Origin of the sequence: Kribbella sp. NPDC056861, assembly GCF_040687575.1 — a bacterium.
In the GTDB taxonomy this organism is placed as follows: Bacteria; Actinomycetota; Actinomycetes; order Propionibacteriales; family Kribbellaceae; genus Kribbella.
This window is the reverse complement of sequence record NZ_JBFBNQ010000004.1, coordinates 559,429-575,133: the sequence shown is the minus strand read 5'-3', so window position 1 is coordinate 575,133 and position 15,705 is coordinate 559,429. Positions and strand designations below refer to the sequence as shown.

The following is a 15,705-nucleotide window of genomic DNA, read 5'->3' as shown; positions in this document are numbered from 1 at the left end:
CATGACGTTCCACGCCGGGTCGCGGCGGCCGGTAGGTCACTTGACGTCAATTCGCGGTCATCAACTCACGGATTCACAAGTGGCGCAACGAGCATTCCGCTCGGTGACCAGATCGTGATTGCTTCAATGCCATCGCTAGATCTTTCAGCTACCCTGTGTAGTTTTCAGATCACGTCGCGCTCCTCCGGGAAGTGGCAGGCCGCCTGGTGACCCGGGGCACCGATCTGCACCAACGGTGGTTCCTGTTCGGCGCAGATGTCTTCCGCTTTCCAGCATCGGGTCCGGAATCGGCAACCCGACGGAGGATTCAGGGGGCTCGGCACGTCACCGGTGAGCCGGATCCGCTCCCGGTGCGCCAGCGCGTCGGGGTCCGCTTCGGGGACCGCCGACAGCAGCGCGTGCGTGTAGGGGTGCCGGGCATGGTTGTACAGCTCGTCACGGTCTGCGATCTCGACCACCTTGCCGAGGTACATCACGGCCACGCGATCGGAGATGTGCCGGATCACCGACAGGTCGTGGGCGATGAACATGTAGGCGAGGTTGAACTCGTCCTGCAGGTCCTCCAGCAGGTTCACGATCTGGGCCTGGATCGACACGTCCAGGGCCGACACCGGCTCGTCGCAGACGATCAGCTTCGGCCGCAGCGCGAGCGCCCGGGCGACCCCGATCCGCTGCCGCTGGCCGCCGGAGAACTCGTGCGGGTAGCGGTTGTAGTGCTCGGGGTTCAGCCCGACCCGCTCCATCAGCGCCTGGACGGCCTTCTTGGTGCCGCCGTCGCTGTCCACCTTCTGGATCTCGAACGGCGCCGCGATGATGGTGCCGATCGTCTGCCGCGGGTTCAGCGACGAGAACGGGTCCTGGAAGATCATCTGGATCTCACGCCGGAACGGCCGCATCCGCTGCCGGCTCAGATGGCTGATGTCGTTGCCCTCGAACCGGATGGTGCCACCGGTCGGCTCGTCCAGCCTGGTCACCAGCCGGCCCGTGGTGGTCTTGCCACAGCCCGACTCGCCGACCACGCCGAGCGTCTCGCCGGTCCGGATGGTCAGGTCGATCCCGTCGACCGCCTTGACCGCGCCGGTCTGCTTCTGGAAGACGATGCCCCGGGTGACCGGGAAATAGCGCTGCAGTCCCTTGACCTCGAGCAGCGGCTCGCCCTGCTCCGCGCTGACGACCTGCTCGGCCGACGTCGACGTACTCACGATCGCTCCTCGTTCTTGCGGTTCGCCATCACAGGGCCGGCTTGATCTGCTCGGTGAAGATCTCGCGCCGCTTCGCGGACTCGATGTGGCAGCGCACTCGATGCTCTTCCGCGCCGATCTGCAGCAACTGCGGAACCTCGTCGACGCAGACGTTGCCGTCGACGTGCTGCTGGTAGTCGCAGCGCGGCTGGAACGGGCACCCCTTGGGCAGGTTGATCAGCGACGGCGGCGTACCCCGGATCGACTTGAGCCGGTGATCGCCACCGCGGTTGACCCGCGGGATCGAGCCCAGCAGACCCCAGGTGTAGGGCATCTCGGGCCGGTAGAAGATGTCCCGGACGGGACCCGACTCGACCACCCGGCCGCCGTACATGACGACCACGTCCTGGGCCATCTGAGCGACCACTCCGAGGTCGTGGGTGATGATCACGATCGCGGAGTTGAACTCCTTCTGCAGATCCTGCATCAGGTCCAGGATCTGCGCCTGGACGGTGACGTCCAGGGCGGTGGTCGGCTCGTCCGCGATCAGCAACTGCGGGTCGCACATCAGCGCCATCGCGATCATCGCGCGCTGCCGCATACCGCCGGAGAACTGGTGCGGGTAGTCGAAGAACCGCTTGTCCGGCGACGGGATGCCGACCCGGTCGAGCAGGTCGATCGCGCGCTTCTTGGCGACCGCCTTGGTCACCTGGTTGTGCACCCGGTACGCCTCGACCAGCTGGTCGCCGACCCGGTAGAACGGGTGCATCGCCGACAGCGGGTCCTGGAAGATCATCGCCACCTGCTGGCCGCGCAGCCGGCGGATCTCCGGCACGGACATGCCCACCAGCTCGGCGCCGTCCAGCCAGATCTCGCCGGACACCTGGGCCCGGCTGCCCTTGTGCAGCCCCATGATCGCCAGGCTGGACACGCTCTTACCGGAGCCCGACTCACCCACGATGCCGAGGGTCTTGCCGCGTTCCAGGCTGAAGCTCAGTCCGTTCACTGCCTTCACCAGACCGTCATCGGTCGGGAAGTGCACCTGCAGGTCCTTCAGCTCCAGGAACGGCTTGCCGGTACTACGGTCCGCACTTGCTGTGGTTGTCACAGACTCGGTCACTTGTCTCCTCGTCGGGTCTAGGACAACCGCACGCGCGGGTCGATGAAGGCGTACAGGATGTCGACGATCACGTTGGCGACCACGACGAAGATGGCGGCGAACAGCACGACGCCCATGATCGCGGGCAGGTCGTTGCCCAGCACCGAGTCGATCGAGAACTTGCCCAGGCCGGTGATGCTGAAGATCTGTTCGGTGATCACCGCGCCGCCGAGCAGACCACCGAGGTCGAGACCGAAGATGGTCACGATCGGGGTCAGCGCCGAACGCAGTCCGTGCTTGAAGATCACGGTGCCCTCGCCGAGGCCCTTGGCCCGGGCGGTCCGGATGTAGTCCTCGTTCATCGTGTCGATCATGTTGGCCCGGGTGATCCGGGTGTACAGCGCCGCGTAGACCAGCGCCAGCGTGATCCACGGCAGGATGTAGAACTGCAGCCACTTCAGTGGACCCACGGTGAACAGGGCCGCGTTGGCCGTGTCCGGGAACGGGATCCACTTGAGTTTGACGATGAACAGGAACAACAGCAGATAGCCGAACACGATGGTCGGGAACGAGACGCCGAACAGCGCCAGCCCGACGCTCAGCTTGTCGACGGCCTTGCCCTTGCGCAGGGCCGCCAGCAGACCGAGCATCACGCCGAAGATCAGCCAGATGATCGCGGCGCCGGAGGCGAGCCAGAAGGTCGCCGGGAAGGCGTCGGAGATCGAGTCCCAGACCGGGATGCCGTTCTGGTACGACTCGCCGAAGCACGGCCACGGGCAGTTGCGCTCGTTGCCCTCGGAGCCGATCTCACGGCCACCGGGGCTGACCAGCCCCTTCATGTAGGTGCCGTACTGGACGATCAGCGGGTCGTCGAACCCGTACGTCGCGTTCACCGTCGCGATCGTCTCGGTGTTGCAGTTCTTGCCGCAGATCAGCAGCGCGGGGTTGGCCGGCGTGATCCAGAACAGGAAGAAGGTGATGGCGCTGATCACCCAGAGGATGACCAGGGTCTGCAGCAGCCGGCGAATCAGATAGCGGCCCATGGGTCAGCTCCTCCCGGCACGCGGGTCGAGGGCGTCGCGCACGGAGTCACCGAGCAGGTTGAACGCCAGCACGGTGATGAACAGGGCGAGCCCCGGGAAGAACAGGTAGAGCGGGTTGCTCTCGATCCAGTCCGACGCGTCGGAGATCATCCGGCCCCACGAGGAGGTCGGCTCCTTGATGCCGACACCGAGGAAGGACAGCGCCGCCTCCGCAGTGATGTTGCCGGGGATCAGCAGCGTCGTGTAGACGAGCAGCGTCGGGATCAGGTTCGGCAGGATCTGCTTGAAGATCACGTACGCCGGTCCGGCGCCGAGCGACCGGGCGGCCTCGACGAACTCGCGCTCCCGCAGCGAGAGCGTCTGGCCGCGCACGATCCGGGCCAGATATGCCCAGCCGAAGAAGCCGAGCACGAACATCAGCACGCCTAGTCGAAGCTTGTTGTCGTCGGGGATGCCCAGCAGGTCCTGACCGCGGTCGGCGACCACCGGCGTCAGCGCCATGATGAACAGCAGCGACGGGAAGCTCAGCATGATGTCCATCAGCCGGCTGAGCAGGGTGTCGACCCAGCCGCCGAAGTAGCCGGCCACCATCCCGATCACGGTGCCGAGCACGATCGCGATCAGGGTGCCGCCGAGGGCGACGAGCAGCGAGACCCGGGTGCCGTAGACCAGCCGGGAGAAGACGTCGCGGCCGTTCTGCGGCTCGACGCCGAACCAGTGCTCGGCGCTGGTGCCACTGCCCCACAGGCCGCCGATCGGGATTCCGCCGTCGCGCGTATTCAGCAACGGCTGACCGTCTTCGTTGAGCTTGTTGAACTGGTCCGGCGGGAAGCCGTTCAGCTTCACGATCAACGGCGCGAAGACCGCCACCACGATGATCAACAGAATGACGATCGCGCTGATCACCGCGATCTTGTCCTTCTTCAGCCGGGCCCAGGCGATCTGCCCCAGGGACCGGCCCTCGATCTGTTTGGCCTCAGTTGTCTCGGCCAATCCGTCGGCCGGAAGACCACCGTCTGGAGACAGGTCTTCGGAAACCCCCAGCGTCATCGCTGTTGCCTACCTTCCCCTTGTTCGCACCGTCGGATCCCGACGGTCGAGTTGCCGGGAACCCTACGGATCTCGCAGTGTGGACGCCACTGGGCTGGCGTCGATGTCACGGAATCGTGACGGATCGAATTACGCACCGAAAACCTCACGTAATAAGGGCAAGAACGGCCGGTCGGCCGGCAGCCAATCGAGCTGCGTCAGTTCCGCCGCCGAGACCCATCGGACGGCGATGTGTTCACGCAGTACGGGCTCGCCGACCAGCAGTGACGCGACGTACACGCGCAGTACATATTTCTCGTTGACGGGCTGGTCGAGACCGAGCGAGCTCCCCGGTTCGATCTCCAGTCCCAGCTCCTCGCGCAACTCACGGACGGCGGCCTGCTCGTCGGTCTCCCCTGGTTCGACCTTGCCGCCGGGGAACTCCCAGCCACCGTCCGGCCCGGGGCGCAGCGCGGCGAGGACCTGACCCGCGCGGATGACGGCTACGCCGACGACGATCTGCTGCTCACTCATGACGCCGCACTGTGTCAGAACTGTCGGCGCCGACAGTGAAGATGGTGCCGTGCCGCTACAGAACAGAGTGCTGCCGACGCAGGAGATCGTGGCCGACCGCGGCCGCGGGCTGCTGATGGGCAACCGCGGGTCGCTGCACCATCCGGACCGGACGCTGGGCGTCACCCGCTGGCGATCGAAGGCGTGGATCTGCTGCGTCCTGGACTGGAAGGGCGTCCAACGGGAACCGATGCCACCCGGACGCTGGACCGCACTGTTCTTCTTCGACGAGGCCGTGGCGCTGGCCGCCGGGCATCGCCCCTGCGCCTACTGCCGCCGCTGCGACTACCTCCTGTACGCCGGTGCGTGGGCCGCCGGGCGCGGCCTGTCCGAGCGCCCGCGGGCCACCGCGATGGATGCCCAACTGCATCTCGAGCGGGTCGAGCCGAGGACTCGCCGGCAACGTACGACGATCGCCGACCTGGCCGAACTCCCGGACGGCGCGATGATCCGTTGCGACGGCAGACCGGCCCTCGTGCTGGCCGGGAAGGTGCTCGGCTGGTCGTGGGAGGGATACGACACACCGGCCCGGCCGGCCGGGTTGCGCGAGGTCGAAGTACTGACCCCGCCGGCGAATCTCCTTGTCCTGAAGGCCGGATTTGCCCCTTTACTCCACCCGAGCGCCATCGGCAACTGAGGTAGCCCTAACTAGAAACACGCCGTACCGAGAGGTCTTCCGTTGTGCGCCGCGCGGGGGCAAAGTGTGCCCATACTTACAGCGACAAATCCATCACTGGAGTCGGCATGGGTGACGGCAACAGCACCGTGGCAGCGGTGCAACGCGCTCTCGAAGCGCTTCATGGCAGCGTCGGAAAACTGAGCCAGGAGTACGGTGACACCCTCGGCGTTCGCCGATTGGTGTCGGACGTGGCCCGGCTGAGCGACGATCTGGCCGAGCTCGGCCCGCCCGACCCGCATCACAGACCCGGACCTGTTCCGGAGGAACTCGAGGAGATCCCCGACGTGGAATACGACGCGTCCATGTGGACCGACGCGGAGCACGAAGGCTTCGGCGCACCTGACCGGCGCGCTCCCTGATGGCGTCCGGAACGAGCGCGCCGGGCCGCGCACAGATCAAGCAGAAGACTCTCCGCACCGATCGGTGGTGGCTGGCGCCGCTGCGGATCGGGGTGATCCTGGGCTTCTTCATCGTCTACGCGACGGTGCGGATCTTCATGAACAAGTGGTACTGGGTCGACGACTTTCACTACCTCACGCCGCTCTACTCGCCCTGCATCACGGCGTCCTGCGTCGAGGGGTCCAGCCACCTGGGCACCTGGTTCGGCGAGTTCCCGCGGGTCATTCCGTTCAGCATCATCACCTTCGCGGTGCTGGCCGGCTTCCGCGGCACCTGCTACTACTACCGCAAGGCGGGCTGGCGTTCGTTGCTGCTCGCACCGGCCGCCTGCGCGGTACCGGAGCCGCACAAGAAGTACAACGGCGAGCGCAAGTTCCCGCTGACCGCGCTGAACCTGCACCGCTACTTCTTCTACGGCGCGCTGGTCTTCGGTGTGCTCAACGTCTACGACGGGGTACTGGCCTTCCACGGCAAGGACGGTGGCTTCGGCATCGGCCTGGGCACGCTGATCATCTGGGTCAACCTGGTCGCGCTGTGGCTGTACACGCTGTCCTGCCACGCCTGCCGGCACATCGTCGGCGGCCGGCTGAAGAACTTCTCCAAGCACCCGCTGCGCTACCGGTACTGGACCTTCGTGTCCAAGCTGAACCCGAAGCACGGCACCTTCGCGATGGTGTCGTTGTTCACCGTGATCCTGACCGACGCGTACATCATGTCGCTGTCGGCGGGCTGGTTCTCCGATCTGCGCTTCTTCAACTGATACGGACGTTTGTCACCTATGACTGAGCTTGAACGACACCAATACGACGTCGTCGTGATCGGCGCCGGCGGCGCCGGCCTGCGGGCGGCGATCGAGGCCCGCGAGCAGGGTAAGCGCACCGCGATCGTGTGCAAGTCGCTGTTCGGCAAGGCGCACACCGTGATGGCCGAGGGCGGCTGCGCGGCGGCGATGGGCAACGCGAACTCCAACGACAACTGGCAGACCCACTACCGCGACACGATGCGCGGCGGGAAGTTCCTGAACAACTGGCGGATGGCCGAACTGCACGCGCAGGAGGCCCCCGACCGGGTCTGGGAGCTGGAGACCTACGGCGCCCTGTTCGACCGGACGCCGGACGGCAAGATCAGCCAGCGCAACTTCGGCGGCCACACCTACCCGCGGCTCGCGCACGTCGGCGACCGCACCGGGCTGGAGCTGATCCGCACCCTGCAGCAGAAGATCGTCTCGCTGCAGCAGGAGGACTTCGAGGCCACCGGCGACTACGAGGCCAACCTCAAGGTGTACGCCGAGTGCACCGTCACCGAACTGCTCAAGGACGGCGACGCGATCTCCGGCGCCTTCGGGTACTGGCGTGAGTCGGGCCGCTTCATCTTGTTCGACACCCCGGCGGTCGTCCTGGCCACCGGCGGCGTCGGCAAGTCGTTCAAGGTCACCTCGAACTCGTGGGAGTACACCGGCGACGGTCACGCCCTCGCGATGCGGGCCGGCGCGACGCTGATCAACATGGAGTTCATCCAGTTCCACCCGACCGGCATGGTCTGGCCGCCGTCGGTGAAGGGCATCCTGGTCACCGAGTCGGTCCGCGGTGACGGTGGGGTGCTGAAGAACTCCGAGGGCAAGCGGTTCATGTTCGAGTACGTGCCGGACGTGTTCCGGGCGCAGTACGCGGAGACCGAGGAAGAGGCCGACCGCTGGTACAAGGACGCCGACAACAACCGGCGTCCCCCGGAGCTGCTGCCGCGGGACGAGGTCGCCCGGGCGATCAACTCCGAGGTCAAGGCCGGTCGCGGTACTCCGCACGGCGGCGTCTTCCTCGACGTGTCGTCGCGGCTCCCGGCCGAGGAGATCAAGCGCCGGCTGCCGTCGATGCACCACCAGTTCAAGGAGCTGGCCGACGTCGACATCACGGCCGAGCCGATGGAGGTCGGGCCGACCTGTCACTACGTGATGGGTGGCGTCGAGGTCGATCCGGACACCGCTTCGTCCGTCGTACCGGGTCTGTTCGCGGCCGGTGAGGTTGCCGGTGGCATGCACGGGTCGAACCGGCTGGGCGGCAACTCGCTGTCCGACCTGCTCGTCTTCGGGCGGCGGGCCGGCAGCGGCGCGGCGATGTACGTCGAGTCGCTCGGCGCGGACCGGCCGAAGGTCGCCGAGGCCGACGTCACCGCGGCGGCCGCCGACGCGCTGGCGCCGTTCGAGCTCGAGGGCGGCGAGAACCCGTACACGATCCACCAGGAACTGCAGCAGTCGATGAACGACCTGGTCGGCATCATCCGCAAGGCCGAGGAGATGGAGCAGGCGCTGGCGAAGCTGGCCGAGTTCCGCGGCCGGATCGCGAAGATGACGGTCGAGGGGCACCGGCAGTTCAACCCGGGCTGGCACCTCGCGCTCGACCTGCGCAACATGCTGACCGTGTCGGAGTGTGTCGCGAAGGCGGCGCTGGAGCGGGAGGAGTCGCGCGGCGGCCACACCCGCGACGACTTCCCGGGGATGAACGCCGACTGGCGCAAGGTGCTGCTGGTCTGCTCGCAGGAGCAGGGTGGCGACGGCACCGTGCAGGTGGTCCGCAAGGCGCAGATCCCGATGCGCGAAGACCTGCTGGAGCTGTTCGAAGTGGACGAGCTGAAGAAGTACCTCACCGAAGAGGAGCTGCCGGTATGAGTTACAAGGGCAAGTTCCGGGTCTGGCGCGGGGATGCCGAGGGCGGTGACCTCAAGGACTACGAGGTCGAGGTGAACGAGGGCGAGGTCGTCCTCGACGTCATCCACCGGCTGCAGGGCACCCAGGCACCCGACCTGGCCGTCCGCTGGAACTGCAAGGCCGGCAAGTGCGGCTCCTGCAGCGCCGAGATCAACGGCAAGCCGAAGCTGATGTGCATGTGCCGGATGAACACGTTCGAAGAGGACGAGGTCGTCACGGTCACGCCGATGCGCACCTTCCCGGTGATCCGGGACCTGGTCACCGACGTGTCGTTCAACTACGTCAAGGCCCGCGAGGTCAAGGCGTTCACGCCGCCGGCCGACCTGAAGCCGGGCGAGTACCGGATGCAGCAGGTCGACGTGGAGCGCTCGCAGGAGTTCCGCAAGTGCATCGAGTGCTTCCTGTGCCAGGACACCTGCCACGTGATCCGCGACCACGAGGAGAACAAGGAGTCCTTCTCGGGCCCCCGGTTCCTGATGCGGATCGCCGAGCTGGACATGCACCCGCTGGACGCCGCCGACCGTCAGCACGACGCGCAGGACCAGCACGGCCTGGGCTTCTGCAACATCACCAAGTGCTGCACCGAGGTGTGCCCCGAGCACATCAAGATCACCGACAACGCCCTCATCCCGATGAAGGAACGCGTCGCCGATCGCAAGTACGACCCGATCGTCTGGCTGGGCAACAAGATCCGCCGCCGCCCGTCCTGACCATCAGCACTCCGAAAGCCGTCCCCACCGCAGCGCGGGGGCGGCTTTCGCCTTGTTCCTTGTCTGTTGCTCTGTTCTTCTGTCGGGGGAGGCAGGTCCCCCGCGTGGGTGAGGTGGGCCGGCGGGTTGGCCGCCTAGGGTGCGGGGATGGATGTGGTGCTGGTCGGGTTGATCAATATCGGTGTGTTCATGGTGTTGTTCGTGCCGATCTCGCAGCGGTTGCTCGGGGTGCGGTTCGGGTTGGGGCGGATGGCGGTCGGCGCCGCGTTGACGCTGGCGATGTTCACGCCGTTGATGAGTGCGCTGGCGGGGCCGTTGCCGTGGACGGGGTCCAACGGCGCGGCGTTCGCGTTGCTGGGGTTGGCGACCTTGTGCTCGACGCTCACCGGGCTGATCTTCCTGGTGCTCGCCGAGGCGCTGGTGCCGACGGGATCGTTGCCCAGGGCACGGGATCTGCGGCGTTACCTGAGTGGGCGGATCGCGCGCACCCGGCGGTACCTGCAGATTCTCCGGATCGCCCTCAAGCACGGCCTCGGCCCCTACCTCCGTGGTCGTCGCCGGCCCGGTCACGAGAACGCCGCCGGGCAAGCCGATCTCGCCCGTTCACTCCGCCTCGCGCTCGACGAAGCGGGGGTCACCTTCGTCAAACTCGGCCAGGTGCTCTCCACCCGCAGCGACGTGATTCCTGCCTCCGTCGCGCTGGAGCTCAGCCGGCTGCAGGATCAGGTCTCCCCCGCGCCCTGGCCGCAGATCGAGGCAGTGCTCACCGAGGAGCTCGGCGCCCCGCCGCACCAGGTGTTCGCCGACTTCACCACCGAGCCGCTCGCCGCGGCCTCAGTAGCTCAGGTGTACGCCGCGACGCTGGACGGCGTACCCGTCGTCGTCAAGGTCCAGCGACCCGGCATCGCCTCCGTCGTCGACCGCGATCTCGACATCGTCCGGCGGCTCGCCCGGCTGCTCGAGCGGAACACCGACTGGGGCCGGTCGATGGGCGTGCGCTCACTCGCGACCGGGTTCGCCGACGCGATGCGGGAGGAGCTCGACTTCACCGTCGAGGCGGGCAACATGGCCAGCGTCGCGGCCGGCAAGTCCGTCCTGGGTAACCGCGATGTCGTCGTACCGACGCTGTATCCGAAGCTCTCCACCGGCCGCGTGCTCACCATGCAGCGCCTCGACGGCATCGGTCTCGGCAACGCCGCGCAGTCGATCGCCGACCGCGGCCTCGACGCCGCCCGGCTGGCCAAGGTCCTCTTCGAGTGCCTGCTCGGCCAGGTCGCGATCGACGGCGTCTTCCATGCCGACCCGCACCCGGGCAACTTCATGCTGCTGACCGACGGCCGGATCGGCATGCTCGACCTCGGCTCGGTCGGCCGGCTCGACCCCTCCACCCGCGAGGCACTGCAACGGTTCCTGCTCGCCGTCGACCACGGCGATCCGGTCGCCGCGACCGACGCCCTGCTGGAGATCGTCTACCGCCCCGACGTGATCGACGAGCAGAGCCTGGAGCGCGCCGTCGGCCAGTTCATGGCACGGCACCTGGCTGCCGGCGCCCAGCTCGGACCGGCGATGTTCAACGACCTGTTCAAGATCATCACCTCGCACGAACTCGGCGTCCCGCCCGAGGTCGCCGCGGTCTTCCGCGCCCTCGCGACCGTCGAAGGCACGATCTCGCGGATCTTCCCCGCCTTCGACCTGGTCGCCGCCTCCCGCTCGTTCGCCGCCGCCCACGTCACCGACCGGCTCGCCCCCGACGCCCTCCGCCGTACTGCGACCGAAGAGCTCGCCACCCTGCTCCCGATGCTCCGCCGACTCCCCCGCCGGATCGACCGGATCGCAGCCGCCGCGGAGAGCGGCCGGCTCGGCCTCAACGTCCGCCTGTTCGCCGACGAACGCGACCGCCGCCACATCACCGGCCTCCTCCACCAGACCCTGCTCGCCATCCTCGGCGCCACCGCAGGCCTGATGGCCGTCCTCCTCCTCGGCACACCCGGCGGCCCGAAGGTCACCGACGCCGTCAGCCTCTACCAGCTCTTCGCCTACAACCTGCTCGTCATCTGCGCGGTCCTCGTACTCCGCGTCCTGGTCCTCATCTTCCGCCTCCCCGACAGCCGCTCCCGCGCCTGACAACGGCCCGGCAAGGTCGCGCCGGTCGATCACGAGCAGGAACACCGGTTGACCTTCTGGCGGTCACTGGGCTGGTGCCAGTACCACTAGAGTGGCAGCCATGTCTGAGCTGCTGACCGATGACCAGATCGACGCCGCGTTGCGCGACCACCTGCCGGAGTGGAAGGTCGTGGAGAACACGCTGGTGCGCAGCGTCCAGAAGGAGACGTTCCTGGACGGCATCCGGCTGGTCGCGACGGTCGCCCAGCTGGCCGAGTCGATGAACCACCACCCCGACATCGACATCCGCTACACCACCATCACCTTCCGGGTCACCAACCACGACGCCGGCGGCCTGACCGACGACGACCTGGTGCTGGCCCGCCACATCGACACCGCGGCGGCCTGAACCCGCTCGCGGTTCCGGACAATCCGGAGGACCGGTAACTATCCAACGACTACGGTTGGATGCGTGACCACCGTTGAGGAGTACCGCCTGCTGGGTTTCACCGATGCTGATCGGGAGGCGGCTGAGGGATTCGCCGCCGACCAGGCAGTGGTGGAGAAGTTCGCCGGGCAGCTCCGCGCCGCGATCGGCACCTTTCGCGGTGAAGGCGACGGCCTCGAGCTGCCCGAGGATCCCCGGAACTCGGTCGCGGCCTACCTGCTGACGCTGCCGGACATCCGGCGGTACCACGCCGAGCGCGGGATCAGCGACGAGGTCAGCTGGGCGACGCTCGCCGACCTCGGGCAGCAGCTGGACGTGCACCGCCGGACCTACGGTGAGTACGGGCTGGGCACGCACTGGTGGATGTCGATCCACTGGACCGGCCTGATCTACGCCCTCGGCCGGCTGCAGTACCTGCTGCACCAGGTGCCTGCTGACCGGCCGGTGCCCGGCACCGAGCCCGGCGAGTGGGTGATCGGCCTCCACATCCCGGAGACCGGGCCGATCACGCCCGAAGCGGTCGACCAGAGCCTCGACCAGGCTCGTGAGTTCTTCCCGCGGTACTTCCCGGAGTACCCGGTGAAGACGGCCACGCTCGGGTCCTGGCTGCTCGACCCCTACCTGCTGGACCACCTGCCGCCGGAGTCCAACACGGTCCGCTTCGGCCGCCGCTTCACGCCGTACAGCAGCCCGCGGGACTCGCAGGTGGACGCGATCTTCTTCACCTTCCGCAGCCGCGACCTCGGCCGGCTGGACGAGTTCGCCCAGAACACCAGGCTCGAGCGGCTGGTGGTCGAGCGGATCAAGGCCGGCGGCACCTGGCAGAACGGCTACGGCTACCTCAAGCTCTAACGACCCGGTACGCCGTACTTCGTCAGCCAGCTGACCAGTTCGACATTGGATACGCAGCGGACGTCCGCCTGCGTGCAGGTCTCCTTCACGAAGCTGGTGAGCGCATCGGAGTACACGCTGTTGTTCCAGCGGTTGAAGTGGTTGCCGAGGAACAGTGGCGGGTTGCCGCCGTTTCGGGAGCGCGCCAGCGCCATCCGGTAGGTGGCGAGCACCTGTGCCTTCAGTGCGGGCGCATGCGCGGCCGGAGCCTCGTGTGCCTCCGTCTGGGCGTACCAGAGGTTGTAGTCCATGGTCAGCGTGTTCTTGTGCGTCCCCGCCAGCTGCACCGACTGCAGCGGGAAGTTCCACAGCCCGTCTTCCTTCTTCGGCCATGCGATGTAGCCGGGCTCGGATGCGTCGTAGAGCATCCCGCGCTGCTTCATCACCGCCCGGTACGCCGGCCGGTTCCCCTCCAGGCACGGCGTCCGCATCCCCATCACCGTGCCCGGGTCGAACGGCGGCGCCAGCGCTTTGCCTGCGGCGAGTGCCGGGCCGGTCCGGACCATCAGGTCGAAGGCGTTCAGCTCACCGGCCCACTGCGCTCCGGTCCAGCGGGCGATGCCGTCCTTGCCGCAGAAGTGGCCGTTGGCGTGCGTGCCGATCTCGTGCCCCTCGGCGATCGCCTGCCGCAGTACGACGGCCCGCCGCAGCACCTTGTCGGTGTCACCCCAGCCGATGTCCGACGCGCCAGGCTTCTTGTACGGCGGCTTGTAGTCGGTACGGCGCTCCTGCGGGTACAGGTACGGGCCGGAGAGGAAGAACGTCATCCGGGCATCGACCTGCTTGGCCAGTGACCGCCACTGCGACCACAGGGTCAGGTCACCGGCGCCGTCGAAGGAGATCACCACGAACAGCGGCGGCTTGCCGTTCTTCAGCTTGGCCGGGAAGCTGCGGGTCACCGGCGCGGCGCTGGGCGGCTTCACCCCGGGGGTGAGCGTGGCCGACGGTTCCGGCGTCGCACTGGGTGTCGCACTAGGGGTCTTGCTCGGCGTCCGACTCGGAGTCTGGGACGCCGCAGTGCCAGGCGCCCCCGGCTGGCCGGCAGCCCCGTCGAGCGGCACATCAGCACAGCCGCCGACCAGCGCCGCCACCACAGCGGAACAGGTCAGCAAACGAAGCACCCCAGGCCTCACCACACCTCTACTGACGCATGGGGATCCACCCTGGTTGGACCAGGACACGCGTTCGCGCGGAAAGCGAACGATTGATCGTTACCCGGCTGTGACCTTGGCTCCGCGCCGCCGCAGCATGATCCGGCGGGACGTCTCGATCACCAGTCCGATGGTGAAGGCCAGGCTGAGGCTGAACGCCAGCGCCTTGAGCGAGTCGTGCGCGAACGCGTCACCGCCCAGGTAGCCGAGCAGCGCGACGTACGTGTACGCGACGGCCACGCCGGCCGCGGTGAACAGGATGAACTTGCGGAACGAGTACGCCGTCGCGCCCGCGGTCAGCGTCGCGACCATCCGCGCGCCCGGGATGTAGCGCACCGTCATCAGGATCAGCCCGCCGCGCGTGTGCAGCGCCTTGGAGACCCACTCGAACATCCGTTGCCGCCGCTCCTGCCGCTTCATCCAGCGATGCAGCGCGGGACCGGAGCCACGGCCGAGGAAGTAGCAGACCGACTCGCCGATGATCGAGCCGACCATCGCGGCCACGATCACCAGCAGCAGGTTCTGGTGGCCGGCCGCGGCCGCCATCCCCGCGGTGACGACCAGGCCCTCGCTCGGCACGACCGGGAAGACGGCGTCGATGGTGGCGGCCAGGAACAGCACCAGGATCAGCCAGTGGGAAGCCATGGCGACCTCGAGGACGTGCCGGGCGGCTTCCATCAAGTCAGTCATCGCAAGCCAGCATGCCATCCGCTGTCAACCGCGGCCGAATCCATGCAACGCACCTCAGGCGGGGAACTCCCAGGAATTCATCCTTAGGGACCACAGAGTTTCCAGTGGCGCCCGGGCGAACTCGCCGGGGTCGCCGTCCAGCGCGCGCTGCCAGACCAGAGCCCGCGCGACCTTGCCGATCCAGCACGCCAGCTCGAGCTCGGCGCGCAGCTCTGCCGGGTCCCCGAACACCTCCAGATACGCATCGCGCGGGCGGAGTACGAGCGGGTCGTCGGGAGCGACCCCGAGATGCTGGCTCAGGGAGGACAGCGCGACCAGCATGCTGCTGAACGGGTGCGCGAGCACGCTGTCACCCCAGTCGTAGAAGCGCACCGGAGCGTCGGGCCGCCCGAGGATGTTGTTGGTGTGCAGGTCGTTGTGATCGAGGCTGACCCGGTCCGGCAGGTCAGCACAGCGAGCGGCGTACTCCGAACGCTGCGCGGCCACCCACTTGTGCGCCTCCTCGTCGCTGTACCCACTGGTCGCCTCCAGCGCCTCCTCCAGCCGCTGCGGCATCACTGCCGGCCGCATGTCGGTCACACCGGCCACCAGCAGATAGTCCACATGCGGCGTCAGCTCGATCTGCAGTTCCGCGTACTGCGGCAGCACACGCGTCATAGCCTCCGACAGATCCCCGTCCCCCAGCTCCTCGCGCAGCGTCGGCCCGCCGTCCGGGAGCAGCAGCAACCCGCGCTGGACGTCAATGGCGATCGGGTCGAGCACCCACCGCGGTGCGGCCGCCGCAAGCAGGCCGTAGAGCGGTACTTCGAACGCGGTCGCCTGCCCAGGCGCCTTCAACCACACCGGCCCCGCGGTCGTGTCGGCCCGCAGTACGGTCCCCCAGGTCCGCACCCGCGGCTGAGTCAGCTCACCGGTCCGCTTGATGCCGACCGCGGCCAGCTGCTCGTCCAGCCAGTCCCGTGTACCGGCGAGCCACTCGTCAGAGGTCCAGGTCGAAGCATCCACAGA

General features: G+C 67.6%; 16 protein-coding genes. 8 read left to right on the top strand and 8 right to left on the bottom strand.

The window, feature by feature from the left end; translation table 11 throughout:
* Positions 1-164 precede the first annotated feature (164 nt).
* The 5 genes from AB0P21_RS22255 to AB0P21_RS22235 form a co-directional block, all read right to left on the bottom strand.
* On the bottom strand, positions 165-1,202 hold the full coding sequence (locus AB0P21_RS22255) for a dipeptide ABC transporter ATP-binding protein (RefSeq protein ID WP_363699039.1): 1,038 nt from the start codon (positions 1,200-1,202) through the stop codon (positions 165-167).
* A gap of 28 nt (positions 1,203-1,230) precedes the next feature.
* Positions 1,231-2,301, bottom strand: coding sequence for an ABC transporter ATP-binding protein (locus AB0P21_RS22250; protein WP_363699038.1), 1,071 nt, complete (start codon positions 2,299-2,301; stop codon positions 1,231-1,233).
* A gap of 17 nt (positions 2,302-2,318) precedes the next feature.
* Positions 2,319-3,323 (bottom strand): ABC transporter permease, encoded by a 1,005-nt coding sequence (locus AB0P21_RS22245; RefSeq protein WP_363699037.1) that lies wholly within the window; start codon positions 3,321-3,323, stop codon positions 2,319-2,321.
* Between the two features lie 3 nt (positions 3,324-3,326).
* Positions 3,327-4,373 (bottom strand): ABC transporter permease, encoded by a 1,047-nt coding sequence (locus AB0P21_RS22240; protein WP_363699036.1) that lies wholly within the window; start codon positions 4,371-4,373, stop codon positions 3,327-3,329.
* A gap of 129 nt (positions 4,374-4,502) precedes the next feature.
* Positions 4,503-4,886, bottom strand: a complete 384-nt coding sequence (locus AB0P21_RS22235) for a (deoxy)nucleoside triphosphate pyrophosphohydrolase (protein WP_363699035.1) — start codon at positions 4,884-4,886, stop codon at positions 4,503-4,505.
* Between the two features lie 49 nt (positions 4,887-4,935).
* Here AB0P21_RS22235 and AB0P21_RS22230 point away from each other — a divergent pair, with 49 nt between their 5' ends.
* The 8 genes from AB0P21_RS22230 (at position 4,936) to AB0P21_RS22195 (ending at position 12,817) form a co-directional block, all read left to right on the top strand.
* Positions 4,936-5,562, top strand: a complete 627-nt coding sequence (locus AB0P21_RS22230) for a hypothetical protein (protein ID WP_363699034.1) — start codon at positions 4,936-4,938, stop codon at positions 5,560-5,562.
* Between the two features lie 107 nt (positions 5,563-5,669).
* Positions 5,670-5,963 carry a hypothetical protein gene (locus AB0P21_RS22225; protein ID WP_363699033.1) on the top strand — a complete coding sequence of 98 codons (294 nt, stop codon included), beginning with the start codon at positions 5,670-5,672 and terminating at the stop codon, positions 5,961-5,963.
* Positions 5,963-6,763, top strand: a complete 801-nt coding sequence (locus AB0P21_RS22220) for a hypothetical protein (protein ID WP_363699032.1) — start codon at positions 5,963-5,965, stop codon at positions 6,761-6,763. The genes AB0P21_RS22225 and AB0P21_RS22220 overlap by 1 nt, the downstream gene beginning before the upstream one ends.
* Before the next feature lie 18 nt (positions 6,764-6,781).
* On the top strand, positions 6,782-8,665 hold the full coding sequence (locus tag AB0P21_RS22215) for a fumarate reductase/succinate dehydrogenase flavoprotein subunit (RefSeq protein ID WP_363699031.1): 1,884 nt from the start codon (positions 6,782-6,784) through the stop codon (positions 8,663-8,665).
* A complete protein-coding gene (locus AB0P21_RS22210) occupies positions 8,662-9,414 on the top strand; it encodes a succinate dehydrogenase/fumarate reductase iron-sulfur subunit (RefSeq protein WP_363699030.1) in 753 nt (250 codons plus the stop codon). Before AB0P21_RS22215 ends, AB0P21_RS22210 begins: the two co-directional genes overlap by 4 nt.
* 147 nt (positions 9,415-9,561) lie before the next feature.
* Positions 9,562-11,538 carry an AarF/UbiB family protein gene (locus AB0P21_RS22205; RefSeq protein ID WP_363699029.1) on the top strand — a complete coding sequence of 659 codons (1,977 nt, stop codon included), beginning with the start codon at positions 9,562-9,564 and terminating at the stop codon, positions 11,536-11,538.
* Positions 11,539-11,638: 100 nt separating this feature from the next.
* Entirely contained in the window at positions 11,639-11,926 is a 288-nt protein-coding gene (locus AB0P21_RS22200; RefSeq protein ID WP_363699028.1) for a 4a-hydroxytetrahydrobiopterin dehydratase, read from the top strand.
* Positions 11,927-11,989: 63 nt separating this feature from the next.
* The gene (locus tag AB0P21_RS22195; protein WP_363699027.1) at positions 11,990-12,817 is read left to right on the top strand and encodes an acyltransferase domain-containing protein; all 828 of its coding nucleotides are present in this window, start codon (positions 11,990-11,992) and stop codon (positions 12,815-12,817) included.
* Here AB0P21_RS22195 and AB0P21_RS22190 read toward each other — a convergent pair.
* From AB0P21_RS22190 to AB0P21_RS22180, 3 genes are all read right to left on the bottom strand, one after another.
* The gene (locus AB0P21_RS22190) at positions 12,814-13,977 is read right to left on the bottom strand and encodes a hypothetical protein (protein ID WP_363699026.1); all 1,164 of its coding nucleotides are present in this window, start codon (positions 13,975-13,977) and stop codon (positions 12,814-12,816) included. The genes AB0P21_RS22195 and AB0P21_RS22190 overlap by 4 nt on opposite strands.
* 90 nt (positions 13,978-14,067) lie before the next feature.
* Positions 14,068-14,697: a DedA family protein gene (locus tag AB0P21_RS22185; RefSeq protein ID WP_363699025.1), complete on the bottom strand. Its 630-nt coding sequence runs from the start codon at positions 14,695-14,697 to the stop codon at positions 14,068-14,070.
* A gap of 54 nt (positions 14,698-14,751) precedes the next feature.
* A complete protein-coding gene (locus AB0P21_RS22180; RefSeq protein ID WP_363699024.1) occupies positions 14,752-15,702 on the bottom strand; it encodes a hypothetical protein in 951 nt (316 codons plus the stop codon).
* Positions 15,703-15,705 lie beyond the last annotated feature (3 nt).